The organism is Diplocloster modestus (genome assembly GCF_019042245.1).
Classification (GTDB): domain Bacteria; phylum Bacillota; class Clostridia; order Lachnospirales; family Lachnospiraceae; genus Diplocloster; species Diplocloster modestus.
In genome coordinates, this window is sequence record NZ_JAHQCX010000002.1 from 344,668 (window position 1) to 371,592 (window position 26,925).

A 26,925-nucleotide genomic window follows, 5' to 3' on the forward strand; every position below is an offset into this window, starting at 1 on the left:
TTTACTTCTCCTCCTTACGCGATGTTACTGCGGAAGCGCAGGAACATTCCCATGTATAAGCCGCCCGGATCAGGTCTTTCTCCCGGAACAGATTCCCGATCAGCTGGAAGCCAATGGGCAGTCCTTTCGAATCCATGCCGCAGGGAACACTGATCCCCGGCAGTCCCGCCAGATTCACCGCCACCGTATAAATATCTCCCAGATACATCTTAATCGGGTCACTCAGTGATTCTCCGATCCGCGGCGCAGTTGTGGGAGCCGCAGGCCCCAGAATCAGATCATATTTTTCAAAAGCCGCGTCGAAGGCCTTTTTAATCAGTGCTTTGGTGCGCAGCGCTTTCAGATAATACGCGTCGTAATAACCGGAACTCAGCACAAAGGATCCCAGCATAATCCGTCGTTTTACTTCCGCGCCGAATCCCTCCGAGCGGGTTTTTTTATACATATGATGCAGGCCTTCATACTCCGCTGTCCGGTATCCATATTTTACCCCGTCGAAACGGGCCAGGTTGGAGCTGGCTTCCGCACAGGCGATCACATAGTAAGCCGGAACTGCGTATTCCACCAGGCTTAAATCAAACTCTTCCACGACCGCTCCCTTGGCCGTCAGCTCTTTAGCGGCCGCCAGCACCGCCTCTTTTACTTCCGCCTGTAACCCTTCCGTAAAATAATCCCGGGGAATCCCGATCCTCATCCCCTTCACATCCTCATACAATGCCGAGGTAAAATCACAGTCATCCCGTTTCACAGAGGTACTGTCCTTGGGGTCATGGGATGCGATGGTTTCCAGCACCGCCGCACAGTCCGATACGTTCCGCGCGACCGGCCCGATCTGATCCAGGGAGGAGCCATAGGCTACCAGGCCATAGCGGGAAACCGTGCCGTAAGTGGGCTTAATCCCCACAACACCGCAAAAAGAGCTGGGTTGTCTGATGGATCCCCCGGTATCAGACCCCAGAGCATAAAAGCATTCCTTTGCCGCCACGGCCGCGCAGGACCCGCCGGAGGACCCGCCCGGCACATGTTCCGGATTGTGCGGATTCCTGGTGATCCCATAAAAGGAAGTCTCCGTAGTGCTGCCCATAGCGAATTCGTCCATATTGGTTTTCCCGAGAATCACAGCTCCGGCCGCTTCCAGATTGCGTACTGCCTCGGCCGAATAGGGCGGGATAAAATTTTCAAGAATCTTGGAAGCGCAGGTTGTTTTAATTCCCCTGGTACACAGATTATCCTTGATAGCGGCCGGAACACCGGCCAGCGGTCCGGTCAGTGTCCGATCGTCGATCTGCTTTTGTACCGCAGCGGACCTCTTTTTTGCCCCCTCCTCATCGATCGTCAGATAGCAGTGATATTGAGGTTCCTTTTTTTGTATCTGTTCCAGGGAAGCCTGCACCGCCTCCGCGACGGATATTTCCCGCTCTTTTATTTTTCTGCCCAGTTCCAGGGCGCTTAACTCATAAATTTCCATAGTGTCTCCCCCTTAATCTACAGTCTTTGGTACTTTAAAGCTGCCGTCTTTTTGCGCAGGGGCATTGGCCAGAATATCTTCCCGGTTATCCTTATCAGATGGGATATCCTCCCGGAATACGTTGCGCACCGGAAACACATGGGACATAGGCTCCACGTCCCCAGTGTCCAGTCCGCCCAGCAGATCGATGTAATCCAGCATTTTTGCCATGTCTTTTTTGGCCTGTTCCCGTTCCCCAGGTGACAATTCCAGTTTTGCCAGAATTCCCACATAATCGATTGTCTCGTCGGTAATCATATTTGCCATTTTTTCCTCCATTCTTGCGTTTCCCGCATCTACAGACAGGTGAACATCATCTTATTGTTCCGCCTTTTCTCTTTGTTTTCGTCTATGGCTCCAGCCTGCCCAGATCTCTGGGGAACAGGGTTGTTTCCCGGACGTTGGTCTCCCCCAGCAGTTTCATGGTGAGCCGTTCCAGCCCAATCCCCAATCCACCGTGCGGAGGCATTCCATATTGGAAAATCATCAGATAATGTTCCATCCCCTCCGCGGTCATTCCCCGGCTCTTCATCTTATCCAGAAGCATTTGATAATCATGAATCCGCTGTCCGCCTGTGGTTATCTCCATCCCCCGGAACAAAAGGTCGAAGCTCAGGGTAAATTTGGGATCTGCCGGATCATCCATCGCATAGAACGGACGTTTCTTAGAGGGATAATGGGTTACAAATACAAAATCCGCATCATACTCTTCCTTAAAATAGCGGCTGATCAGCACTTCCTCCTCCGGTTCCAGATCATAAGGGTTTCTGATTTTCCTGTCATACTTCTCTGCCACCCTCTGCTTAGCCTCATCAAAGCGTACGGTGGGAATCTGATCCGTCTTCGGCAGGTTGATTCCCAGTATCTTAAGCTCTTTTGCATATTCCCGCTCCAGCAGGGTCATGGTGTACTGCAGAAACCCCGTCTCCATGGCCATCACATCCTCAAACCCATCGATATAGCCCATCTCAAAATCAAGGCTGGTATACTCGTTGAGATGACGGGGCGTGTTGTGCTTTTCCGCCCGGAATACCGGTCCCGTCTCAAACACCCGGTCGTAGACGCCTACCATAGTCTGCTTATAAAACTGAGGACTCTGGGCCAGCTCCGCCTTCTTGCCGAAATACTCCAGTTTGAAAATGTTGGAGCCTCCCTCCGCCCCTTTGGCGGTAATCTTAGGGGTATGCACCTCGGTAAATCCTTCTCCATACAGGAAATCCCGGAATCCCCGGACAATCCCCTCCTGGATCTTAAACTTTGCCCTTTCCCGGATGTTCCGCAGGGAAACCGGGCGCAGGGACAGCATAGATTCCAGGGACACGTTCATTTTCCATTTGCTGATCGGAATTGGCATTGGCAGGAAGGGCTCCGACAAGATACGGATGCCTGTCAGCCGAATCTCGAATCCATTGGGTGCCCGATTCTCTGCCGACACCGTTCCTTCTGCCTCCACCGCTGCCCCTTCCCTGATCTCCTGCAGGGAAAACGGCGTTACGCCTTCCTCATAAACACATTGTACCAGCCCTTCGCTTTTGCGCAAGACAAGAAATGAAATTTCACCCATATCCCGGATCGTATGCACGGTTCCATTGATCCGGATCTGCCTTCCGGTATAGTCATTGGCCATCAGATCCCTGATTTCCAGTGTGTTCTTTTGTTTTGTACCTGTCATAAATTCCATCCTATTTTCCTCCTTCTTTTGCAGCATAGTCTGTTCCGTTCCCCAGCCATCAAAAAAGTCCCGGAACATGCTTCCACACATTCCGGGACGGGATTTCATTTCCCGCGGTACCACCCGCATTGAATTCACAAACATTTTGCATAACGCTTGTGGATTCCTCTCTCACGTGTATAACGTTCACGACCCGTACCGGCCTACTGCTGTTTCAACCGGTCTGCTCCAGAGTGTTCCCTTAGTCCCGTTCCATATGGATGCGCTCTCAGTCGGTGACGCGTCCTTCCTGTTAAGTCCCATGGACCAGAGTCTCTTTCTTTGCATTTCCTCTATTAATAATTTTAGTATTACATATTCTGAATCCTTTCAATCGCAGCCAGAGTGTTTTCATAGCTGCCAAATGCTGTCAGCCGAAAATATCCTTCCCCGCTGGGACCGAACCCGGATCCCGGGGTCCCAACTACATTGGCATGTTCCAGAAGGTAATCAAAAAATTCCCAGGAACTCATCCCCTCCGGAGTCTTCAGCCAGATATAAGGAGCATTCACGCCGCCGGAGACCGAATATCCCGCCTCCTTCAAACCCTGATAAATAACTTTTGCATTTTTCATATAATAAGCGACTTGTTCCTGTACTTGTCTGCGCCCCTCCGGCGTATAGACAGACGCTCCCGCCTTCTGAATAATATACGGGGCACCGTTATACTTCGTTCCGTGCCGTCTGGCCCACAGTCCATGCAGGGAAACATTCCCGCACTTCAATTCCTTGGGAATTACAGTAAACCCAAGCCTGGTGCCCGTAAAACCTGCATTCTTAGAAAAACTCCGCAGTTCAATGGCACAGCCTCTGGCCCCGTCACACTCATAGATCGAATGTGGCACATCATCCTCCGAAATATACGCCTCATAAGCTGCGTCGTAGATAATCACCGCGCCAATCCGGTTCGCATAATCCACCCATTCCTGGAGCCTCTTTTTCTTAATCACAGCTCCGGTCGGATTATTCGGGAAACATAGATAAATGATATCCGGCGTCTCCCCGGGCAGTTCCGGTGCGAAATCATTCTCAGCCGTGCACGGCATATAGATCACATCGCTCCAGATCTCCGACTTCGGATCATAAGTTCCGGTTCTTCCAGCCATCACATTCGTATCCACATATACCGGATACACCGGATCACAGACCGCTATCTTATTATCCAGACTGAAAATCTCCTGAATATTCCCGGAATCACATTTGGCCCCGTCCGAGATAAACACCTCATCTGCCGCGACCTCACAGCCCCTGGCCCTGTAATCTCCTTCCACAATCGCATTTCTCAAAAACTCATATCCCAGATCCGGCGCATATCCGTGAAATGTCTCCTCCTGAGCCATTTCGTCCACGGCCGCATGCAGCGCATCTATAATCGCCGGAGCTAACGGCTGAGTCACATCGCCGATCCCCAGGCGAATGACCGACTTCTCCGGATGCGCAGCCATAAAAGCATTCACTTTTTTCGCAATGTCCGAAAACAGATAGCTCCCTGGCAGCTTCAGATAATTCTCATTAATCCTGAACATAATATCATTCCTCCAGTTTCGTCACATCAATCTCTCCATGAAACACTGTGGCCGCAGGTCCGGTCATAAATACCGTATCCCCCTTCGTGTCCCACTCTATCTCAAGACAGCCCCCAAGCAGTTCCACCGTCACACAATCCTTTGTAAAGCCATTCAGCACCGATGCAACCACTGCCGCGCAGGCACCTGTTCCGCAGGCAAATGTCTCACCTGAACCCCGTTCCCAGACTCTCATCCGAATCCGGTTTTCATCCAATACCTGAATAAACTCGGTATTCACTCTATTCGGGAAACAGGGATTCCCTTCAAACTGAGGACCTAACTCCTCCAGATTCAGATCCTCCACATTCTCCACAAACACCACCGCATGTGGATTTCCCATCGATACACAGGTCATCCGGTATACGGCATTCCCCGCGTGGATCGGTTCATCAATCACCTGCTCCTTCTGGCTGATCACCGGCACATCCGCTGCCCGTAAAACCGGAGCTCCCATGTCCACCCGGACGCTTTGAACCTTGCCCTGTTCCACAAACAGCTTCAGTTCCTTTATCCCGGCAAGTGTCTCCACCTGAAGCTTTGTCTTACCAGTCAGCCCCTGGTCATACACAAACTTACCGACACAGCGGATCCCGTTTCCGCACATTTCCCCTCTGGAGCCATCCGCGTTATACATCTCCATGGTAAAATCAGCTTTATCAGACGGCTTAATCAAAATCAGCCCATCCGACCCGACCCCAAAATGCCGGTCGCTGATCCATCTGGCAATCTTCGAAGGGTTTTTCAGCATCTCCTTCGTACAATCCACATAAACATAATCATTACCCAATCCATGCATCTTAACAAATAACACGGCTGTTCCTCCTATATGCTAGAATAAAAATATGCCCCCAGTATAGCAAAAATTCCCAGCCGTTGCAACGATTTCCTTTTCCTCTAATAAATACTCATAACCATCCCGGCCATCTCAACCAGATTCGTCCCGCTGTCCATACTGCATTTCTGCAGATACCGGTGTGCTTCCTCTTCCGTCATATTATTACGCTCCATCAGCAATGCCTTCGCCTGCCGGATCATTTCTTTCTCAGACTCCGACCGCTCCTTCATCTTCTGACGGTTCTTCCTTCTTCGCCTGGCGATCGTACTGACCATCATTTCAACAGTACTGATCAGGTCGTACACCTTGACCGGCATAGCCACACACACAATATCATTATTCACACACTCGCTCCACAAATGCTGGGAAGCGACAAGAAGCATCTCAAAATGAGGGGGCAGAAAATCATGCAGATCCGTGTACATCATATCCGCAGCCCGATAACCGCAGATCACAATCCCGTCGTTTAAAGCCTCCGCATACTGGATCGCCTGTGAACCTGCTGTGCATACGGCAGCCACGTCAAAGCCATGCCGGACCAACAGGTTGCGGATATTTTTCGCGTCCTCGGGTTTTGGAAATACAACAATGATACTGGTCAATTTTTCCCACCTCCGCTCCCTAGATTTTGACAGTTTCCCCCCGCCTTTGTCTATCGTTAACCAAAGGTTGTCAATCTCTGAAGAGAAGGTCAGATTTTATAGAGATATTCCCCAATCTCCCAGGAAGTAACCTGCGTCCGGTATGCTGTCCATTCCGCCTTCTTAGCCTCCAGGTAACGCCTGCAAATATGGTCTCCCAAAACATTCTGAATATACAAATCCTCTTCCAGAGCCTGGACCGCCTCGATCAGCGTTCCGGGAAGCATACCGATCCCCATCGCTTCCCGCTCCTGCTCCGTCAGTTCGAAGATGTTTCTGTCAATACTGTCCGGCGGCATAATCTGATTGCGGATGCCGTCCAGTCCGGCGGCCAGGCACACAGCCAACGCCAGATAAGGATTGGAGGATGCGTCGGGACATCTTAATTCCACCCTGGTTTTTTCTCCTTTATTGGAAGGTATCCGGATCAGAGGACTCCGGTTCACTGCCGACCAGGCGATATAGACCGGCGCCTCGAACCCGGGCACCAGCCGTTTATAGGAATTCACGATCGGATTCGTGACGGCTGTCATTGCGCGGATGTGCTTCATGATGCCTCCGATAAAGTAGTAGGCTTCTTTGCTGAGTCCTGCCGAATCGGAAGGATCGTTAAATATATTTTTGCCGTCTCTGTGCAGAGACATATTCGTATGCATTCCGGATCCATGCACGCCATACTTCGGCTTTGGCATAAATGTGGCATGCAGGCCGTGACGCTTTGCTATAGTTCTGACCGCCAGCTTAAAGGTCATAATATTGTCAGCGGTAGTAAGCGCCTCATCGTATTTAAAATCAATTTCATGCTGACCGGAAGCTACCTCGTGATGGGAAGACTCGATTTCAAAGCCCATTTCTTCCAATGTCAGCACCATATCCCTTCTTGCGTTCTCTCCCAGGTCCACCGGACTGATGTCAAAATAACCGGCTTTTTCATGGGTGGTTGTGGTGGGCTGTCCGCTGTCATCCGTGTGAAACAGGAAGAATTCACACTCCGGACCGACCTCGAAAGTATATCCCATATCCTGCGCTTCCCGGATCACTTTCTTGAGGATATATCTGGGATCTCCCTCGAAAGCCTCACCATTTGTGCGGTGTACGTCACAGATCAGTCGGGCAACCTTTCCCTGTTGGGGACGCCAGGGAAAAATCTGAAGCGTATCATAATCCGGATACAGATACAGGTCGGATTCCTCGATTCCTACAAAACCATCGATTAGGGAACCGTCGAACATACAGCGGTTATCCAGCGCTTTGTTCAATTGGCTGGAGGTGATCGCCACATTCTTAAACATCCCATGTATGTCGGTGAACTGAAGCCGGATAAACTCCACATCCTCTTCTTCCACAAGTTTCATAATGTCTCTTTTTGAATATTTACTCATATTCTGCTCTCCTTCTCCGCTGTTTTCCCGCAGCTGCTTACTTTTCCATCAGAGTTCTCTTTCCGCCGCTTTACGTACCACCGGAATTTTTTATTCAACAAGTTACACACCTATTGAAAAAAAGGCGTACCCAAATTATGAGCACGCCTTTGTCCTGTCAAAAATGATAACAAACACTTTTCTATTTGTCAATTGCTGATCTGTTTAAAATTTATATTTCAGCAATGTACCATAATTTCCCTCTGATCAGACTCCATAATCATGATATTTGCCCAGGAACTCCCTGGTACGCGCATTGTCGGACTGGAAAATTTCCTCGGGAGTCCCCTGCTGCGCAATCACTCCATTATCCACAAAGATTATCCGGTCGGAGATATCTCTGGCAAATGCCATCTCGTGTGTAACGATCACCATCGTAATATCCAGATCCGCCAGCGAGCGGATCACTTTCAGCACTTCACCAGTCAACTCCGGATCCAGGGCGGAGGTTGGTTCATCAAAAAACAGAATCTTCGGATTCAGCGCCAGGGCTCTGGCAATAGCTACCCTCTGACACTGGCCGCCCGAGAGCTGACAAGGATAAGCATCCTCTTTATCCGAGAGTCCCATTTTTTTCAATAGCTCTCTGGCCTCCTTATACACTTCATCCTTCGGTCGTTTCTGCACATGAATCGGCGCGTCCGTTATATTTTTCATCACGGAAAAATGGGGAAACAGGTTAAAGTTTTGAAATACCAGGCCATAGTAATTCTGTATCTTTTTCAGCTGCGCGCTCTTAGCATAGACGGCATTTCCATTTTCATCCGTCCACACCGCCAGCTCACCCATATAGCTCATCGTTCCGCTATCCATCCGCTCCAACATCGTCGCGCAGCGCAGCAACGTGGATTTCCCGGAACCGGAAGGGCCTATAATCGACAGTACTTCTCCCTCTTTTACAGACAGGGAGATGTCCTGAATTACTTCCAACTCATCAAATGTCTTTCTTAGGTTATTGATTTCCAACAGATTCATCCTGGCTCCTCCCTACCGGTAATAGTTAAATTTCTTTTCCACAAACTCCATCACACTGGCCACCAGCAGATTGAATACATAATAAAACACGCCGGCTGCCACATAGGGAATCATGCTGACCTGGGAAGAAGAAAGCGCCTTCGCCTGGGTAAACATCTCCGTAACGGCTATGGCAAAGGCCAGGGACGTATCCTTAACCAGAGTGATCACTTCATTGGTAATCGAAGGCAGGATCCGTTTGATCACCTGCGGCAGGATAATCTTGATAAAGGTCTGGGCCTTGCTGTACCCCAGAAGTTTCGCCGCCTCGTATTGCCCGTCAGGCATAGACTCAATGCCTCCCCGGTAAATCTCCGCGAAATACGCGGCATAATTCAATCCGAACGCAATAAATGCCGCATACAGCCGGTAACTGTTAGTCACCTGTAAGCCCAGAATATAGTATGGTCCGAAGTACACCACCATCAACTGCAGCATCAGAGGAGTTCCCCGCATAATGGATATGTAGATTTTAAATATTGTCCGGATGATCGGATTCTTGGCCATGCGCCCGAAAGCTATTACCAGGCCCAGCGGCAGCGAAACGATCAGCGTCACGCAGAATATCTCCAACGTTGTCAGCATACCACTGCCCAGTTTTGATAACAATAATGCCCAGTTCACGTTTTATCCTCCTGTCTGCAGGGACGGAATTGAAAAATGCGGGCGAGTCAACACCCGCCCGACTGTATTCCGAACCTGTATATATCCTTTATCTTTTCTAGTTATTTTCCAATTGTGGTTATATCGGATCCGAACCATTTGGTGGAGATCTCAGCTGTGGTTCCGTCTGTCGCCATCTCTTCCAGGATCGCCTGTACCTTGTCCCTTAATTCCGTATTGTCCTTCTTAAATGCGATACCGTATTCCTCGGTGGCCAACACGTCATCCAGCACTACAAAATTGTTCTCTCTGTTCGCGATCTGATAATCAGCCACTACGCTGTCCATTGCGATGGCGTCCACCGCTCCGGATTCCAGATCCATAAATGCGGTATTATAATCAGGCACTGCCTGCAGCTGACCAAAGCTTCCGCTTAATTCCGGATCATCATTCAGGGCTGCCTCTGCGGAAGAATCCGCCTGTACATCCACAACTTTACCGGCCAGTCCCTCTTTGGAATCGATTCCGGAATCTTCTCTCACCACAAACACCTGCTTATTATTCAGGTAAGGATCTGTCCATGCATAGTTCTCTTCCCGTCCGTTCATAGTGAAACCGTTCCAGATACAGGTAATCGTGCCGGCATCCAGCTCCATATCTTTGGAATCCCAGGCGATCGGCTGAGGCACATATTCCATGCCAAGCCTTTTCGCTACTTCCTGTGCCATCTCCAGGTCAAACCCGGTGAATTCGCCGTCGTCTCCCACAAATCCCATGGGCGGGAAATCCTGATCGAAACCTACAATAAAGGAACCGCCTGCAGCTGCATCTGAAGCCGGAGCTGCCGTCTCCTTATCCGAAGCGGGTGTGGCAGATGCCTGTACTTCTTCGCTGTTCGCAGGTGTCTCCGAGGGAGCCGCAGCCGGAGCTTCTTCTTTATCTCCACAGCCTGCTGCAAACATACTGACTGTCAATGTCAATGCCAATAAAACTGCTAACTTTTTCATAACTAATCCTCCTGTTTTCCTTTGGTAGTGCTCTACCCTATTAAAGCATTTCCATATTATCATGCAGGGGGCGGGGTTGTCAATATCTTTCCTACTATGGCTGGATTATAGCTGTATCCGGTTCAATTAGCTGCGTATATCAACCATTTACTTCCCATTCGGGGAAACCCATATTCTTAGCAGAATTGTATACTGGGTGAAGAATATCTTCCAGTAAGAAAAGGTGCCTGTATGCGGAACGGCACGTGCAGTGCCAGTGTCCTCATATTTTCATACGGTCTCATCTATTCAGTAATAACATATTTCGACCGTTTCCGCAATGTATAACAAGTAAAACTCTAGCCATGTTTTGCAAATAACAAAAGAATCAGAATTGTACTGACTGATATAGATGGAATAAAAGGCCGGGGAGTAAGGAGCCGAAAATGCCGCAGATCTATATGGCGAACGTTTATGATCAGAAATACTGCTGTACTGATCACATGGTTCGCCGTCCATCTCAGGATATATGAATAGTCAGATTCCTGAAAAGTCAGGAAAAGTGCTGCACACAAATATACTTTTGTATCACCGGAGGAAAACACCTTTCCTTTTTGCAGAAGGTATAAGACAACATAATAAATAATCATTCCGATTAACTGATCCCTGTATTCTAAGACCGCCGTATTTCCACAATCATCGAGATATCGGAGTACCCACAGGATTATTCCTGTCACTAAAATGAAATAGGAAAAAGCCGGATATACCAGACCGGTATAGTGATCAGTAAAACTCATAACAGACAGATAGAGAAGCAATACAGCAAAAACCGTTGTATCACTAAATGAATATAAACCGGATAATAAAAACATAAAGGTTCCGAAATACAGGATGACAGCATATAAACGAGGGACGGCCGGAAGGTATAGTTCCGTGTCTTTTTGCTTTACATAATGCAATATTAACAGAAAAGAAACAGCTAAAAGAACTGTGGTCAGTATTACTTCTACACCCCTGTGACCGTCCGCTAATATCTGACTGTCCAACAGATGAATACCTCGTACCGTAATCATCTTCGATCTGCCAGCCTGATTCTGGTTTTTAATTCATCCAGAATGTTTCCGGAAACACGGAATTGAGGATACACGGTCTTCGCCAGCTGATTCCCGTCATTTCCTGTCTTATAGGCTGTCACTTCGGTCGTATAGGCCCCATCCTGGGTATATAACGGGACATAGAACTCCTGAGTAAGCTCCTGGCTCATCGATGGCGACAGGTCATATTCCTGATCCAGGAGATTCGGGTTCAACTCATCTTCCTGACTGATTAATTCCTGTGGAAAGGATACTTTTACCTTTTCGCACATTCCATACACCTTAATTGTCAAAATTCCCTGTTCACCGGTTTTAAATATGGGGTCATGCGGTTCCAGGGTTCTCGTTATATAAGCCTCCACTTCCAGGATAGGATCCCAGATCGCATACAGTGTGGTATTCCTGCTCAGCGTGATTTGCTGCGCAGGCTGATAGGAACCCAGATTCGTATCTGGTTTCGTACTCCAGCCCAGAAAGCGGCAGCCATCCTTTTCAGGTTTTAAGGGGGTGATCGTGAAATCGGCGGAGTCGGAATTATAAATGCTCCTTATCTCTGCTGATGGTGCACCCCTACCTCCGTTGGCGTCGTAGGATAAGGCGATTGTTTTTTTCCAGACCGCATACAAGTGTATCACGGAATCCTGAGTGGACGACAGATTTTGTACGATCTGCCGGTCCGTATATCGTACCGTGGCAGAAGTCACGCTGGTGCTCCATCCCTGGAATAAGGCCCCGTCCCGTATAAAGCCGTTGGCGTTAAGGGCTTGTGTCACATCGTAGGTATGTTTGCCGGATACTGTATTTCCTCCGGTGTTTCCATTGCCGTGATAAGATACGGTATAGGTTACGGGTTTCCAGGACGCTGTCAGGGTTACAGAACCGGCGGGAGTCCATACGGTTCCCGCATCCCCCACCTTCTTTCCATTCAAATACCACCCCTGAAATAGATAACCTGTTCTCTTTACTGCCGGCAGAGTGACAGCGGACTGCCTGTAGTTCGCTGTCAGGCTTCCGTTGCCCGTGCCAAAGGTGTAGGTATTTCCATTTATGGTTCCAATGCCGGAACGGCTCCATCCCGTAAAAACTTTTGCGGCAGTCAGCGTCTTACTGCCCTCTCCTTTGTTCGCATTACAATAGACCGTATATCCGGCCGGCGGAACCGGAACCCCTATTGATCTGTTTGTCCCCCATTGCTGTCTGCGCACACTGATTCCCGTGCTGCCTTCCCAGCATCCGCCGTTGGGGTTAACCTGCAGGGAGAAGGTCTGTTTTTGCAGCTGAATCGTTACCGTACGAGGTCCCTGCACCAGAATACCGCTGGGCGTATCTACCCGGATCCCCAGATCGTAAAAGGTGGAAGCACTCACAGTAAAAGCTTGTGATGTCAGCGTACTCCCTCCGTTCGGAAGACGGTTTATAAAATAGTAGTCCTTCCATACAAAATCTCTGTGATCCACAAATTGCTGCAATGTAGTGGTGCCGCCGCTGTTCTGGACATAGGGCGTGCCCGCGAACTCATAGTAGGCAGGCATCTGCCAATGAATCGGAACCGAAAATTCTTGTATGTAGGGTGAACCGCAGTCTCCGCAGAAGGTATAGGGAAATACAGATGCCGAGTTGGAATCCAGCCGCATTCCGCAGGGACTTCCCGATAAGGAAAGATACAGAACAGCCGGAAAATTCCGGTAATAAAATTGTTTTCCGGCAAGTCCGCCGACCTGGAGAACCGCGGTTCCAAAGTCCCGATCCGGACTGCAGATCTTAATATAGATTCTGCCGGTATCATCCAGATACTTCCAGTCCCAGTGTCCGCAATCTCCATTTCCCAGCGGGGTAGCGGCATCTGCGCGGTATGGGACAATTAAGATCCAGCTTAACAGCAAGGTCAGAAAAAATATCAGCTTCCAGATCTTTTTCATATAATTTTAACCTCTTTCTATAGATGGACAATCCTTTTTACTGTATTTTACTGATTCTCAACAAACCGCTGTTTATTTTTTCATTAAAAGTCTGTTCCATTGCCTTTGGAATCCAGAGATTAAGCACAGTAGCCGCGGACTGCTCCTGTTCCGCCGGGATACGATCCAGTCTGATTCCGGAAGATGTAAAGGCTCCGGATACGTAGACATTGGTAAGGATTCGCTCATTTACCCCTGTTTCCCGATCCGTAACCGATAAATGGATTCGGTCACCCGCTCTTAAGATCCCCCCTACCACCTGGGACAGATCGGTGACGGATATGCTTACTTCCACTGGCTCCACCAGTTCTTCCAGTAGTTCAGGCAATTCGCATAGCCTCGGCAATGTCACGATTTCCCGCTCGCGGATGTCCTCTCCTGTAATATTTCCGGCCAATTGCTTTCTGTCTTCAACCGCCTGTTCCGGGATGAAAGAGATTGGTATATAAGCTTCCCTGAAACTATTCGCAATGATTTCATCCGTTAATTCCGTTCCCTTGGGTATATCTGCTGCCGCCAAAATTACCAATTTTTCTTCCTCTTTTTTCTGAAAACCCGCTTCCAGCATCAGAAGAAGAAGGAATACCAGAAAAGCCATGAAAAAGCTGAACAGGAATCTCCATGCCAGATTCTTTTTCTTTTTTTCTTTCGGGTATTTCATTTTTATTCTTTTCATTCTTTTGTTTTTTCTCTCCTTGTCCTTTTTGTACCAAGATCGTTATGTACAATCATTCTCTCGTTACCACGTCCACACTCTTTTGAACGGTAACTTCTCTAGCCTGATCCTTCCATCCCTGTATCGGAAAACAGATCCTGCTGTAGATCGTAGTACTTTCGATCAGCGTCCCGTCCGGAGTTCTCACGTTTCCCTGAATCCCCAGGCAGTTTTTTGCCAGCCAGGCGCCGTTTTTTCTTCCCATCTGATATATCAGATGGTTCTCTACATTATATATAATAAAATCCTCGATTCGAATCTGTCCCTTCAGCAGGCTGTTTTCCAAAGCAACTTCGTGCTCATCTAACCTCAGATTCTCTCTGAGAGCCGTTCTGAATTCTTCATATGCCTGCACTTCATCGCTGATCAATATCTCATGTGAGATTCCAAATTCTGCCAGATCAATAATGGCAGCGGCCAGATTAGAGGCCGCCAGCCCATCCTGCACATAGTTCCTGGTAATTTTGATCATTCTGCTCTGATACAGGCATAAGACCAGCAGCAAAACGATACTCACCATGCTCAAGGAAATAACATATTCCACGGCTCCCGCTTCTTTTTTCCTCTCATTGGACTTTCTTCTGATTTCAGTGACCTCCTAATATTTCGCGGTGGAAGCTTTACGTACCCGCACAGGTGTCAGCACCTCTGTCTGGTTCAGGCCGGCGAATCCACTTAGACGTTGTTGTTTCTGTCGGATCATTCCCTGTATTTGTAATATTACACGATTCCCATAACCCACTTCTCCCCTGGTCGTACCATCCAGATTGATCTGTTCCATACCCAATTCGGACAATTCCTGTATCAGTTCCTGGCTGTCAGAATCTGTAAGATATCCCTGCGTCTCCATCCGCAGAATATATTCCCGCGCCAGACTATCCAGCCTGTCCCTGGAATCCAAATCAGACATCCAGTTCAAAAATACAATTCCGATAATTCCCAGCATCAGGATACTTAATATACTGGGCATGAACTTAAATAGGCTTCCCTGCTCTTTTTTCCCCATAAGATAAGACCTCATTTCTGTTACATACTGAACAACTCAGAAACCTTTGTATTCATGGATGTCATGATCGTTGTGATCAGACTGCTGATCTGAGTCCGGAAAATCAGGATCAGTGCTACGGCTATCACAGCCAATGCCACCTCAGCGATAATTTCTTTTCCTCCCTGCTCTTTTTTCGTCATATTTCCTTCCCATCTGCGTAATTTCATCATGAATTCCTGTTTCCATATATTTCTCATATAAATCCTCCTAAAATAGAATAATTGAATCCATTATCTCAGTTCCCAATCCAAGCAGGCAGACCCCCATGATTCCCACAAAAATCAGCAGCTGCAAAACCTGGATTTTCCGATCCAGCTTTTCTTTTTCTTTCATATGTATCGCATGCTGCATATCGGTGAGCTGGGAAGATACGTCCTCAAGAATCTGCACGGTACGACCGGATTCTAATGATTGCTGCAAAATCATACACAAAATATCGATATATTTATTCTCAAACTTCTCATGAAACTCTTCCAATGCATGGGTGATATCACTTTTTGCTACGATGCGGTTTGTCAGGGTAAGAAGCGCTGCCTTCAATCGCTCGTTCTCCACAGCAAGATAACATTCCGAAAGTGAATGAGTCAGATACACTCCAGCCTTCGTCTGTATTCTAAGCGTATCATAGACATTTTTAATATCCGCCAGCATCTCATCGTTGTCCTGATTGTTGGACAGGCGGATGAATCCATCCGGTGCCTGAAAACCAACTGGCAGCAGCAGCAAACCTATTACAGGGTGAATCTGTAAACCTGCAGCCATGCACAGCAGCGCAAAAAGTCCTTTTACCGCCAGATAGGAAATCGGATCGGCTTTCCCAGGAAACATATACGTAACTCCGTAATGTTCCAGATAATCCTGAATTCGGTCATATCGGAAATATGGTAATCCGGTGGTTTTTAATTGCCGTCTGACCTGTCCGCCCATCTGATTACGCCACTGGATCAGACGTTCCTGTACCTGTGTGTAAGATGCACTGCAAAGTGCCAGCATAAACAGTACCGGACATATAAGTTCCGTCACTGCTTTCCCTCTGCTGATAATATCCATAACCTCCATCTATGAATAGTATCTCCTTTCCGTTCATTCTTTATCATTAATTATTTTCTAGTGGATACTTTTTAGGATTGTCCTTTTTTTCCTGCAAAAAACATAGAATACAGACAGACAAGCAGTACGATCATACAGTACAGCGCGATGCCGTTCCCAATCACAGAATTAAACAGCACATAAAGAAATCCATGGCGTATAAAACCGTTCAGCATACCGGTTACAACGAGGCAGAGCAGCAGAATGATACTAATTTCGATACGTCCATTGTCATACAGCGCTTTCCTTTCTTTTTGGTTTTGCAGATATTCCTGCAGGCTTCTGCGATTATCGCGGATAATTTCAGCATAGTTCGCCTCATGCCTGGAACAGATCTCCAGATTCCGGATCAGATTCCGGAACTGGGGATGTTCGATCTGAAGCTCCAGATTTCTCAGTGCCTCCTCCATATTTCCCGTATTGCGAGCTTTACTCACACACTCCTGGAGTGCCGGACGCATTGGTACATCAAGATAAGGACAGACCTTTTCAAAAATAAAAATCAGATCATCGCTGGTCTCACTGAAATTCTCCAGCAGATTTGCAAACTGTGTAATACCGTTCTGTGTTTTTTTATAATTGGATATAGAAAGACTGTAGATCAAAAGATAAAAAAGAAACATAGTAAAAGCAGCAGTCGGAATCGTCAACAGCCACAATCCACTCATGCTTTTGGCCAGTGCGGCAGCAGCCACGGATGCCGTCAGCATCAGAACCAAAAATATTTCTGTATTTAAAAACGGCAGATAGTATCTGATATTGCTCTGTAGAATCATAAGATCAAACCGGTATAGAACACTTTTTCTCTTGCCCGCGCCCTCCTCAAACCACCGTTTGGTCTCCTCCATTCTGCGTCCTTCCTCCTGTTCTTCCGACAGGCGGTAAAATTCCAGCAGAGCCCGTTCCACCAATCGCTGCTCCTTCAGGAAATCATAGAGATTAGTAAAACCTGTAAACAGCAATGGAATCAGAAGTATCCGCAAACATAAACTGATTTCTTCCATCAAGCGGTGATCCCTCCTTATAATATTTTTCTGTATTTCAGATCGTTATTGCTCCGGTCCCAGCCGTCTATCTGGGAGATCTCCCTCACTTTAAAATTTTCCAGGAAAATGATCGTGGATATATGGCACAGCATATGCAGCGCATCTTCCCGGCTGTAATCGCTTTCGTATTTCACATAATCGGCCAGTTTATTCAGCCCTTCCGTGGAACTGGCTCCATGCACGGATGCCCAGCACTTATGCCCGGTGTATGCCGCATTTAAAAAATACAGTGCTTCCCCTCCCTTGATTTCTCCTATGATAAAATAGTCCAGGTCTGTCAGCAGGCCATTGCGGGCCAGATCCTTCAGGTCATATCTGATTTTCCCCTCACCCTTGCTGGAAACGACGTGCTGAAACATCAGATCCGGATGTGTATTGGAAAACAGTTCTTCATTTTCCTGAATCACCAGACCGGAATTAGCCTCCGGGATACAATCCAGCAATGCGTTCATCAGAGTGGTTTTGCCGGACGCTCCCTTCCCGGTAAACAAAATTCCAGAAGCCTGGGAAGCTTCCTTCCTCAGCCAGTCTGCGGTTTCATCACTCAGCATACCCATCTTTATGAGATCTGCCAGTGTATTTTTCTGCTTGGCAATCTTACGGATATGCAGATAAGGGCTGTCTACAGAGTTTACAAACTCTGTCGTGATATTAAAGCGCAGAATAAATTTGGGATTTGTTGTTTTATCTGTAAAGTTCTGAACCGCATTCAAATCGCTCAGATTCGTCCTGTTTTTGATAACCACCCGATCTACAAACCGCCGATAAGCCTCTTTGCTTCTGAATTTTAACGGCGAAGTCATGCGCTTTCCATACCTTTTCACCCGTATATGATTCTCATCCAGCACTTTAATATCCGATATGGACTCATCATTGATCAGCTCATCCAGAATATCATAGCTCCACAGGAATTTCTGGAAGCGTTCCAATACGATACCGGACAGAGGTTCCTTAACCTGTCTGTGTTTCAGGTATTCTCTTACCTCTTGCAGGAATTCATCCCTGCTTTTCATACCCCGTTCGACCAGATTCAGCGGTTTCATATCAACTCTGGTAAAATAGTCAATGACGTCATCCAACAGTTTATTTACAAAATCTCCCTGAAGAATATTCTCCTTGTTTTCCGTCCGGGTTTTGTTTACATACAATTCGCTCCTCCTTTCTGTCAGCTCACCGACATTATTTATAGTTATGAGTACTTAGCGGCTGTTTTTTAGCCGCTTACGTGCGATGCATGAAAAATTATCAGTGAGGTATTTTCCAGCGCTACTATTTTTTTACCTCTCTTTGATCACCTCTCTTACTTTAAAACAATTGCTGTCCACTCCTATCATATAAACCCGATCAACACAACTTCAGAATACCTGTGTCACTTGATGGAGGATCATAAATAGGAAATACCGTTCAACGCTTGAAATAGATTGGACAATAAATAAGTAAATGGGATAAATAAGATAATTAAAGTAATGAATGAAAAATAAAACAGATACAAAACAGATAAATCAGAATCATTCTTTAAAGAACGTACAAAGATCATATCTCAAAATGAAGCGCATGTCAACTCTGCATTCTAACCAAAAAAAGCCTCATTTTTAACCCTTATTTTTTACACCCGCACCTTTGATCTCTTTCTGTCCCAAACCGGGCCAGACCGTAATCATCATGGTAACAAAACACGCGGTCCCCCCGATAAAATTCGATACCGGCTCGGCCAGAAACACTCCATTCGTGCCCAGATTTCCCACCATCGGCAGAAGAAGCGTCAACGGGATCACGATAATCGCCTTTCGAAGCAGTGAAAAGAAGACGGCCTGCCTGGATTTTCCCAACGCAACGAATACGGACTGTCCGGCAAACTGCAGTGACATCATAAAAATGCCAAAAAAATAAATCTTCATGGCAGGAACGCCTGCCTTTAAAAGTTCAGGTTCGCTGTTAAACAGGTGGATGAAAAACCAGGGCGCCAGGAGCAATAATCCCCAGACCGCAAACGTATAGATGATACACACCGCTGTTGTGAATTTTATAGCGCTTCGCACCCGTGCATATTCCTCTGCCCCATAATTAAATCCCATCACCGGCTGGGCACCATTGGTCACGCCCATCACCGGCATGGTTATAATCTCCCGCACCGAGTTAATCACCGTCATAACCCCAACGTACAGATCGCCTCCGAAATTTTGCAGTGTAGCGTTGCAAATGATCTGCACAGATCCATTGGTCACGGACATCACAAAACCAGACATTCCAAGCCCTGTAATATTTTTTAACAATTCAGCCTTTAATCGCATCCCTTCCCGGTTCAGTTTCAGAATTGCCTTCGGCCCGCGCAGGAATTTAAGCACCCAGACAGCAGACAGCATCTGGGAAATCAAAGTGGCTGCCGCGGCACCCTGCACTCCCATCCGAAAAACGAAGATAAACAGCGGGTCCAGTACTATATTTGCCACTGCCCCCAACAATACGGTCATCATGCCGATTTTACCAAACCCCTGTGAATTAATAAAACTGTTCATCCCAAGGCTGATCATTACGAACACCGTACCCAGCAGATAGATCGTCAGATAGGCATCTGCGTAAGGAAACGTTGCACTGCTGGCGCCGAACAGATACAGCAATGGCTTTTTAAACAGCAGGCAGAGTATCATCAGAATAATACCGGTAATCACAAGCATGGAGAAAGAATTCCCCATAATCTGCTCCGCTTTTTTATTTTCTTTCTGTCCTCTGGCTATGGAACACAGCGGTGCCCCGCCCATTCCGAACAAATTGGCAAACGCCGTAATGATTGTAATAATCGGAAGGGCCAGACCAAGCCCGGTCAGCGGCACTGTGGACGCTCCCGGGATATGTCCAATATAGATCCGATCCACCACATTATACAGTACATTGATCAACTGTGCCAAAGTCATGGGCAGCGCCAGGCTAAGAATATTCCCCGAAACGCTGCCCTTACTGAAATCATTGTTCGCACTCATGTTTTACAACCCTCATTTCCTGCCCGCATCTATAGCCTTTACTGTCCGAATCTCATGTGCCAGAATTAATGCGCCTTTCGCACAGGCCGGTCCCACCATTTCATATAGGATACTGGAAGACAATATAATCGTGGAGAGCATGGTCCCCATCTGCGGCGGGAGAATACGCTGGCCCAGTGCAGCCAGACCGATCGCCACACCTGCCTGCGGCACCAGGGCCAATCCCAAATATTTGCGCACCTCCGGTGAAGCTTTGCCGATAAGAGATCCAGCCCAGGCCCCCGCATATTTGCCCAGAATCCGGACCCCAAAATAAACCACGCCGATCACACCGGCTGACACCAGCATCGGTACATTCAGCTTCATTCCAGACAGTACAAAAAACATAAGCATAATTGGCGGAGAAAAATGATTGACCTGTTTGAACAGGTTCTTTTTTTCGATTACATTAACATATACCGTTCCCATAAGCATACAGGGAAGCAGAGGGGAGACGTCCAACATCGTGCAGACCCCGGTCATGGCAAAGATCACTGCGTTGATCAGGATCAATCTGTGATCTCTGGATCGGCTGTCCGATATGATCCATTTCAAAAGATATCCGCACACGGCTCCTAAAAACAATACCACCAGATTCACCAGCAGAGGAATCAGGAATACATTCCACTGCAGATGTCCGGTACCACTCTCCAGCTGATCCGCAATCGCCGCACACACGCTGAATGCGATCAGGGCTACCGCATCATCCAACGCTACCACCTGCAGTATGGTATTCACCAGCTCTCCTCTGGCATGGTACTGATTGATCGTCATAATCGTGGAAGCCGGCGCTGTAGCAGATCCGATCGCTCCCAGCAAGATAGCGAAGGGAACCGACAGGTGAAAAATGAAAATCATTGTCAGCGCCACCACTGTTCCTGCCAGTAATGCCTCAAATACGGTAATGATTATGATCCGCCTGCCATTTTTCTTCAGTTCCTCCAGTTTAAAATATTTTCCCACGCCGAACGCAATGTATGCCAAGGCTATGTCCGTGATAAATCCCATTCCCTCCATAATATCAGGGGAAATCAGATTCAGAACATAGGGGCCGATCAGTACCCCTGCTATAATATACCCCGTCACATCCGGCAGACGCAGCTTTTTCGTTATCCTGGTCATTAAAAAACCTGCAATCAGAATCAACGCAATGCTTAAAATTACCTCCGCAGAAGAATTTCCAATCCTGTCGAGAAGAGCCATCTCACCACGCTCCTTTTCTCTAAGGCGATGTCACAACGCCCACACAGCTGTTACTCCCTACGTAACCCCGTCAAGCTACATATATTTCATAGCTATGAGCACTTAGCGGCTATTTTTTTATTATATCACAGTTTTCATGTCACAGCCACCAATGAACACGGTTCTGACATAAAGAAGCCGGTCCCTCTCAGAAGCACAATGCCAGAGATACGGCGTACACCGGTATAATCAGCGCCATATGCAGCCATATCCAGCCTCTGCTGCAAACATCGTTCTCCTTACCCAGATCTTTTTTGAAACCAGGAAAATTAATCACCAGAAGAAGAATCAGGCAGGCAATAAACACCGCATTAAATATTTTCGAATACAGAGCGTAATTTTTAACCGACCACATGATCTGGTTTAGATTTACATAATGCAGCTTCCCGGTATTGATCCCTGGAAGAAAGTTTGCTAAAAATCCTCTTGCCACGTAAGAAGGCCCCATAAACCCATTGGTATTCAGGTGGACCAGAACCGCGCTGGCAGACAACAGAACCTCAAGTATCATATTCAAACGCAGATATTTTTTATTGGTTAATATCACACACAGCAAAAACGGGTAAAGCAGTATCAACCGGTAATAAAAATATTCCGTGAACCCAAAGAACACGAACTGCGTCGCCATGGCAATATAAATCACATACTGCCGCCACTGCTCGTCCCCCTTTGTCTTAACCACGTAAGCAAAAAAGTAAACCAAACACAGGATCAGAATAAATATGGAAGTGTTCACCACCGGGCCAAAAGAAATATCTTTACTCAGTATCTTTCCGATCTCATCCCCATATTTGATCGCTCCTTTAATCGATTTCTGGTACAGAGGCGCGTTGTGGTAGATCAGAGAAAATAAAATGGTGAGCCAGAATCCTCCCAGTACCCGATATATAATTTTATCCACACGCTTTTCTATAAACAGTACCAATCCAATATAGGTAAATATAAAAAATGGTTTGGTCGCTATCGCAAAGGAAGATAACAACATAAACAGCCCATATCGTTTTTTCAGCAGAAAATAAACAGCCATAACCCCAAACATACAGATAACCACATCATTTTGTCCGGCAAAGCAGACGGCAATATATATATGAACCGCAGATACCATCAGAAGGGCCGCCAGCCAGCTTCTGTATCGGTTTCCAGTCATCAGCAGTACGATCTGATACATAAAATAAGCTGTAACTAAAAGTGCCGCTACTAAGAAAAGTTTGGACCAGATCAGCATCAGAGAATTTTCTACAATCCGGAACCCAAAAAACCGCTGAAGAATCCAAATCGGAATATTCCAGACTGCCCAGGGAAGAACACTGAATACGCTGGTCCCCATATCCTTGTGCATGGCACCAAACAGGTTTTCCCGGCAATATGCGTAATAATCCAACGGCTTTCCATCAAAAATGACATCCAGAAGATTCGTGGACCAGATCGTCCAGGACACACCGTCCGCATAAGTATATGTAATCAGAATCAGCCCTCCGATGATTCCCGCAATTACCCATTCAATCGGCAGGACCCGACAGCTTTGAAACCATACCTGATAACTTTTGTCAGATTTTTTCCTATCCATTCTCTCTCTCCTTGATTGTCGCAGCCAGGTTCCATCTTACCTTCCTATCTTATTCTCGACATCTCAATAAGAACCCATACCTGTAAATCAATCCGTAGAGAATTATAGCACGCTAACCCATTTTCTACAAATTAATCCTGCCATAAAATTCTTAATTTTTTCGATCCAAACCTTAATATTTTCTTAATATAGGGCAATCTAACATCCAATATAATGAATCTGATAATTGTTTTTCGGAACTATTAGTTGTAGAATAATAATATATAGTAGCATTGATATTATTTTACAAAAGAGGGGGATTTCTATGAAATGGTATCAAAAAACAGGTTGGATTCTGGCATTTTTAGTCTTATGCTTTCCTCTTGGCTGTTTTCTTATGTGGCAGTATAAAAAAGAATGGACAATGCTGATAAAGGCGGGGGCCAGCGCGGCATTCGGAATATTCTTTCTGGTCCTCTTTCTTTCCGCATTTTCATCGGATACGAGCCAGGCTGCCGCACTTACAGATCAATTAGAAGCCATACAGGCAGAAAAACAGGAGCTGGAAACACAGGTTGAATCACTGTCTGCTGATTTGTCTGTTCTGAAAGATGAAAACCAAACGAACGTAGCAAAGATTGAGGAACTGCAGGATCAGTTAGAGACAGCCGAACAAACCATAGCCTCAATGTCTGACTTAGATCCGGCTGAGGATTTGCAGAACCAGATCGACTCCCTGCAGCAGGAAAACACGAAACTAACGGAAGAAAATGAAAAATTGTCTTCTCAGATCGCATCCGCTTCTGTTTCCAATTCTTCAAAATCATCTCCGGATTCTTCCGTATCAGCTGGTACCGACGCTCCTTCACAACCTGCCGACATTAATTCAGAAATCGTACTGGTTACCAAAACTGGCAGTAAGTATCACAACCATAAGTGCGGCAATGGTACTTATTATGAGGCAACACTCGAGGACGCGCTGGCAAGGGGATTAACCCCATGCAAGAAATGCTTTTAAACGCTGTTGAAATAAATACATACTTCCAAAGACTCCACATATATATGTATAAAACCATATATTGTGGAGTTTTTGTATGTGGAGAATACCAAAAACAGAGCATAAAAATCTGAAAATACCAACGGTGGCAAAATCCGGTTTTTTCTGGTTTGTCCTGCTGCTGTTAATAGTATGCAGTGTCCTGTATCTACCAACTGTCACCTCGGTCAGCAGCTCGGTGGACGGGCGTGAGCTTCCGATCTATTGTGTGGAGACACCGAAAAAGCAGGTAGCCCTAAGCTTTGACGCCGCATGGGGCAACGAGGATACGCAGACGTTATTGGATATTCTGGCGAAATACAATGTCCATGCAACCTTTTTTATGACTGGAGGCTGGGCAGACAGTTATCCTGAGGATGTGAAAAGAATTCTGGCGGCCGGCCATGATCTGGGCAATCATTCACAGAATCACAAAAACATGAGTCAGTTAAGTGATGAGGATTGTAAGCAGGAACTGATGAGTGTACATAATAAGGTCAAAGAACTGACCGGTTATGAGATGTTTTTGTTTCGTCCCCCCTACGGGGATTATGATAATCACGTGATCACGAATGCCAGGGACTGCGGCTATTATCCGATTCAGTGGGACGTGGACAGCTTAGATTGGAAAGATTACGGGGCTGACAGTATCGTACAGATGGTAACACAGAATGAACATCTGGGTAACGGTTCCATCATTCTGATGCATAATGGAGCCAAGTATACAAAAGACGCTCTGGAAACGGTAATTACCACGCTGCAGGGGGCGGGTTATGAACTGGTTCCGGTCTCCCAGTTAATCTACCGGGATCATTACCACATGGATCACGAAGGACGTCAGATTCCGGACAGTAAATAAAGGATACTCCCAGGCGGTCTGTCGTAGCAGTGATAACACGGCTATCAGCAAAAAATGCGTCCGGCGGCACAAGGAGCGGCATCCTGTATTCCTGCTTATCTTCATTTCAAAACAGAAAAGGATACCGCCAGTCATACAGTTCGTAAATACCTTCGGTGGGATAAAAAATACCTCCAAACAGATGCCTCTTAATATACATCCGTTTGGAGGTTCTCCATTTTAATCAATTGCTTAGCGGCTGTCTCTATTTACAACAAAGATACCGGCACAAACCAATACCAATGCAGTCAGCCCCATCCACCCGAAAGCCTGCTCCTGTTCATGCAGCAGCAGTGCGGACAGGATAACTCCGAACACCGGATTCATAAAACCAAACACTGCCACCTTCGACGCCGGATTATATTTCAGGAGATTTCCCCAGATCGAATAGGCTCCTGCCGACACGATAGCCAGATAGAACAGCATTCCCGTCGATTCCGCCGTAAAGGCCGTTATCTTTGCGCCGGTCAGCAGCCCGCACAAAGTAATCACAGCCCCGCCGATCACAAACTGATAACCGCTCAGCATCATCGGATCCTCATCTTTTCCGAATTGTTTCAGAAACACGCTGGACATGGCGTATGAGAATGCCGATAACAGGATGAAACCTTCCCCGGTCAGTTTGACCCCTGTATCCAAACCGCCCTGATTCAGATTGATCAAAACCACACCGGCAAATCCCACTACACAGCCCAGTATTTTCAATACGGTCAGTTTCTCCTGGCGGAAAACCAGACTGGCCAGCAGGATGACAAAAAACACATTGGCCGCTTCGATGATAGAGGCTTTTACTCCTGTCGTATTTGCCAGGCCGATATAGAAAAATATGTATTGAATGATCGTCTGGAACAAACTCAGAATCAGGATCTTCTTCCAGGTTCCCTTTTTAGGAACCATGCATTTTCTTCCTGTCAGACTTCCGATCACAATGACCAGAATCCCCGCCAATGTAAACCGCATACCTGCGAACAGCATCTGACTGTTCACCGCATCCGCCGGAATCTCAAACAGGCGATATCCGATCTTGATACAGGGAAAAGCACTTCCCCATAGTGCACAGCAGATCATCGCCATAAAACACAGCACCGGTGTCTTCTTTAACCATTCTCCTTTTTTCGATAGCATATCAATTCAGCCCCTCCTTAGCAGATCATCCAGGTACCTTACCCGGTCGTTTTTCTTCAAACGGATTAATCATATCATTTCGCCTGAAAAATCTCAAGGATTACGTTTTTGCTGAATTTTATAAATTTCCTGCATCAAAATGGGAACGGGGGATTCTTCTGGTAACTTTGCAGGACGATCCTAACCTGTTTCCCAACCTCGACTCTATTGTTAGGAGATCAGAAAATCCCTTAGTTTTAATTGGATTTGTTTTATGAATAACTAATGAATTCAAAGATAAACGATAATACTTTTAGAAAATATACTAATAGTTATTTTTAGAATATAAAATTATAATGCATGTACGATAATTATTTCTGTATCATTCATGAATTTGCTCATAACGATTGAACCACATCGCAGTCAGTTAAGATATTTTTTGCAATTTGGCACTATGTTCTGCTACTACCTCTTTCAGCATCTTAATATCTGCCTCCATAGTATCATATGTCTCCACACTACTTTTATAACGATTATATGTAGAGATATAACATGATTCTATGTTCTGTAAACGAGGTATAATATCATTTTCATTATCTAATTTTAATACCAGCACATCATGCTTTAAAGATGAAATGTCTTGCTTTACTTCTTGTCTCAACGATGAAATGTCTACTTTCAATCCCTTTATTTCTTCGCCAAATTCATTTTTTAGTCCCTTTATTTCTTCCATAAATTCATTTTTTAATCCCTTTATTTCTTCCCCAACTTCATTTTTTAATCCCTTTATTTCTTCCCCAACTTCATTTTTTAATCCCTTTATTTCTTCCCCAACTTCATTTTTTA

Annotated in this window: 25 protein-coding genes; 2 read left to right on the top strand and 23 right to left on the bottom strand. The window is 46.4% G+C overall.

Annotated elements, in window-relative coordinates:
• Position 1: 1 nt before the first annotated feature.
• The 21 genes from gatA to KTH90_RS04530 form a co-directional block, all read right to left on the bottom strand.
• Positions 2–1,468 (bottom strand): Asp-tRNA(Asn)/Glu-tRNA(Gln) amidotransferase subunit GatA, encoded by a 1,467-nt coding sequence (gatA, locus tag KTH90_RS04430; protein ID WP_158349877.1) that lies wholly within the window; start codon positions 1,466–1,468, stop codon positions 2–4.
• 12 nt (positions 1,469–1,480) lie between these two features.
• Positions 1,481–1,774: an Asp-tRNA(Asn)/Glu-tRNA(Gln) amidotransferase subunit GatC gene (gene gatC / locus KTH90_RS04435; RefSeq protein ID WP_158349878.1), complete on the bottom strand. Its 294-nt coding sequence runs from the start codon at positions 1,772–1,774 to the stop codon at positions 1,481–1,483.
• A gap of 82 nt (positions 1,775–1,856) precedes the next feature.
• Positions 1,857–3,188, bottom strand: a complete 1,332-nt coding sequence (gene aspS / locus KTH90_RS04440; RefSeq protein WP_158349879.1) for an aspartate--tRNA(Asn) ligase — start codon at positions 3,186–3,188, stop codon at positions 1,857–1,859.
• 341 nt (positions 3,189–3,529) lie between these two features.
• The gene (locus KTH90_RS04445) at positions 3,530–4,744 is read right to left on the bottom strand and encodes an LL-diaminopimelate aminotransferase (RefSeq protein ID WP_158349880.1); all 1,215 of its coding nucleotides are present in this window, start codon (positions 4,742–4,744) and stop codon (positions 3,530–3,532) included.
• A gap of 4 nt (positions 4,745–4,748) precedes the next feature.
• On the bottom strand, positions 4,749–5,597 hold the full coding sequence (gene dapF, locus KTH90_RS04450; RefSeq protein WP_158349881.1) for a diaminopimelate epimerase: 849 nt from the start codon (positions 5,595–5,597) through the stop codon (positions 4,749–4,751).
• Positions 5,598–5,680: 83 nt separating this feature from the next.
• Positions 5,681–6,223 (bottom strand): ANTAR domain-containing response regulator, encoded by a 543-nt coding sequence (locus KTH90_RS04455; protein ID WP_158349882.1) that lies wholly within the window; start codon positions 6,221–6,223, stop codon positions 5,681–5,683.
• A gap of 89 nt (positions 6,224–6,312) precedes the next feature.
• The gene (gene glnA, locus KTH90_RS04460) at positions 6,313–7,644 is read right to left on the bottom strand and encodes a type I glutamate--ammonia ligase (RefSeq protein ID WP_158349883.1); all 1,332 of its coding nucleotides are present in this window, start codon (positions 7,642–7,644) and stop codon (positions 6,313–6,315) included.
• 246 nt (positions 7,645–7,890) lie between these two features.
• On the bottom strand, positions 7,891–8,658 hold the full coding sequence (locus KTH90_RS04465; RefSeq protein WP_158349884.1) for an amino acid ABC transporter ATP-binding protein: 768 nt from the start codon (positions 8,656–8,658) through the stop codon (positions 7,891–7,893).
• Positions 8,659–8,670: 12 nt separating this feature from the next.
• Entirely contained in the window at positions 8,671–9,321 is a 651-nt protein-coding gene (locus tag KTH90_RS04470; RefSeq protein ID WP_158349885.1) for an amino acid ABC transporter permease, read from the bottom strand.
• Between the two features lie 101 nt (positions 9,322–9,422).
• Positions 9,423–10,307: an amino acid ABC transporter substrate-binding protein gene (locus KTH90_RS04475; RefSeq protein ID WP_158349886.1), complete on the bottom strand. Its 885-nt coding sequence runs from the start codon at positions 10,305–10,307 to the stop codon at positions 9,423–9,425.
• A gap of 1,048 nt (positions 10,308–11,355) precedes the next feature.
• Complete coding sequence (locus KTH90_RS04480) at positions 11,356–13,299, bottom strand: InlB B-repeat-containing protein (RefSeq protein WP_158349887.1); 1,944 nt, start codon at positions 13,297–13,299, stop codon at positions 11,356–11,358.
• 37 nt (positions 13,300–13,336) lie between these two features.
• Positions 13,337–14,014: a CpaB family protein gene (locus KTH90_RS04485; RefSeq protein WP_158349888.1), complete on the bottom strand. Its 678-nt coding sequence runs from the start codon at positions 14,012–14,014 to the stop codon at positions 13,337–13,339.
• 52 nt (positions 14,015–14,066) lie between these two features.
• Positions 14,067–14,597, bottom strand: a complete 531-nt coding sequence (locus KTH90_RS04490; protein ID WP_158349889.1) for a hypothetical protein — start codon at positions 14,595–14,597, stop codon at positions 14,067–14,069.
• 54 nt (positions 14,598–14,651) lie between these two features.
• The gene (locus KTH90_RS04495; RefSeq protein ID WP_158349890.1) at positions 14,652–15,059 is read right to left on the bottom strand and encodes a hypothetical protein; all 408 of its coding nucleotides are present in this window, start codon (positions 15,057–15,059) and stop codon (positions 14,652–14,654) included.
• A 20-nt stretch (positions 15,060–15,079) separates the two neighbouring features.
• On the bottom strand, positions 15,080–15,298 hold the full coding sequence (locus tag KTH90_RS04500) for a Flp1 family type IVb pilin (RefSeq protein WP_158349891.1): 219 nt from the start codon (positions 15,296–15,298) through the stop codon (positions 15,080–15,082).
• Positions 15,299–15,308: 10 nt separating this feature from the next.
• Complete coding sequence (locus KTH90_RS04505) at positions 15,309–16,160, bottom strand: hypothetical protein (protein WP_158349892.1); 852 nt, start codon at positions 16,158–16,160, stop codon at positions 15,309–15,311.
• A 62-nt stretch (positions 16,161–16,222) separates the two neighbouring features.
• The gene (locus tag KTH90_RS04510) at positions 16,223–17,194 is read right to left on the bottom strand and encodes a type II secretion system F family protein (protein ID WP_158349893.1); all 972 of its coding nucleotides are present in this window, start codon (positions 17,192–17,194) and stop codon (positions 16,223–16,225) included.
• Between the two features lie 17 nt (positions 17,195–17,211).
• Entirely contained in the window at positions 17,212–18,384 is a 1,173-nt protein-coding gene (locus KTH90_RS04515) for an ATPase, T2SS/T4P/T4SS family (RefSeq protein WP_158349894.1), read from the bottom strand.
• Between the two features lie 444 nt (positions 18,385–18,828).
• The gene (locus KTH90_RS04520) at positions 18,829–20,214 is read right to left on the bottom strand and encodes an MATE family efflux transporter (protein WP_158349895.1); all 1,386 of its coding nucleotides are present in this window, start codon (positions 20,212–20,214) and stop codon (positions 18,829–18,831) included.
• A 12-nt stretch (positions 20,215–20,226) separates the two neighbouring features.
• Positions 20,227–21,456: a cation:proton antiporter gene (locus KTH90_RS04525; protein ID WP_158349896.1), complete on the bottom strand. Its 1,230-nt coding sequence runs from the start codon at positions 21,454–21,456 to the stop codon at positions 20,227–20,229.
• 187 nt (positions 21,457–21,643) lie between these two features.
• Positions 21,644–23,062: a hypothetical protein gene (locus tag KTH90_RS04530; RefSeq protein ID WP_158349897.1), complete on the bottom strand. Its 1,419-nt coding sequence runs from the start codon at positions 23,060–23,062 to the stop codon at positions 21,644–21,646.
• Between the two features lie 304 nt (positions 23,063–23,366).
• On the opposite strand from KTH90_RS04530, the gene KTH90_RS04535 reads away from it, so the two are divergent.
• Positions 23,367–24,059, top strand: coding sequence for a hypothetical protein (locus tag KTH90_RS04535; protein ID WP_158349898.1), 693 nt, complete (start codon positions 23,367–23,369; stop codon positions 24,057–24,059).
• Between the two features lie 76 nt (positions 24,060–24,135).
• Entirely contained in the window at positions 24,136–24,936 is an 801-nt protein-coding gene (locus tag KTH90_RS04540) for a polysaccharide deacetylase family protein (protein WP_158349899.1), read from the top strand.
• 231 nt (positions 24,937–25,167) lie between these two features.
• On the opposite strand, the gene KTH90_RS04545 is transcribed toward KTH90_RS04540, so the two are convergent.
• Together KTH90_RS04545 and KTH90_RS04550 are read right to left on the bottom strand one after the other, a co-directional pair.
• A complete protein-coding gene (locus tag KTH90_RS04545; protein WP_158349900.1) occupies positions 25,168–26,100 on the bottom strand; it encodes a DMT family transporter in 933 nt (310 codons plus the stop codon).
• 406 nt (positions 26,101–26,506) lie between these two features.
• A partial coding sequence (locus KTH90_RS04550; protein WP_238726337.1) for a hypothetical protein occupies positions 26,507–26,925 on the bottom strand: 419 nt, incomplete at its 5' end.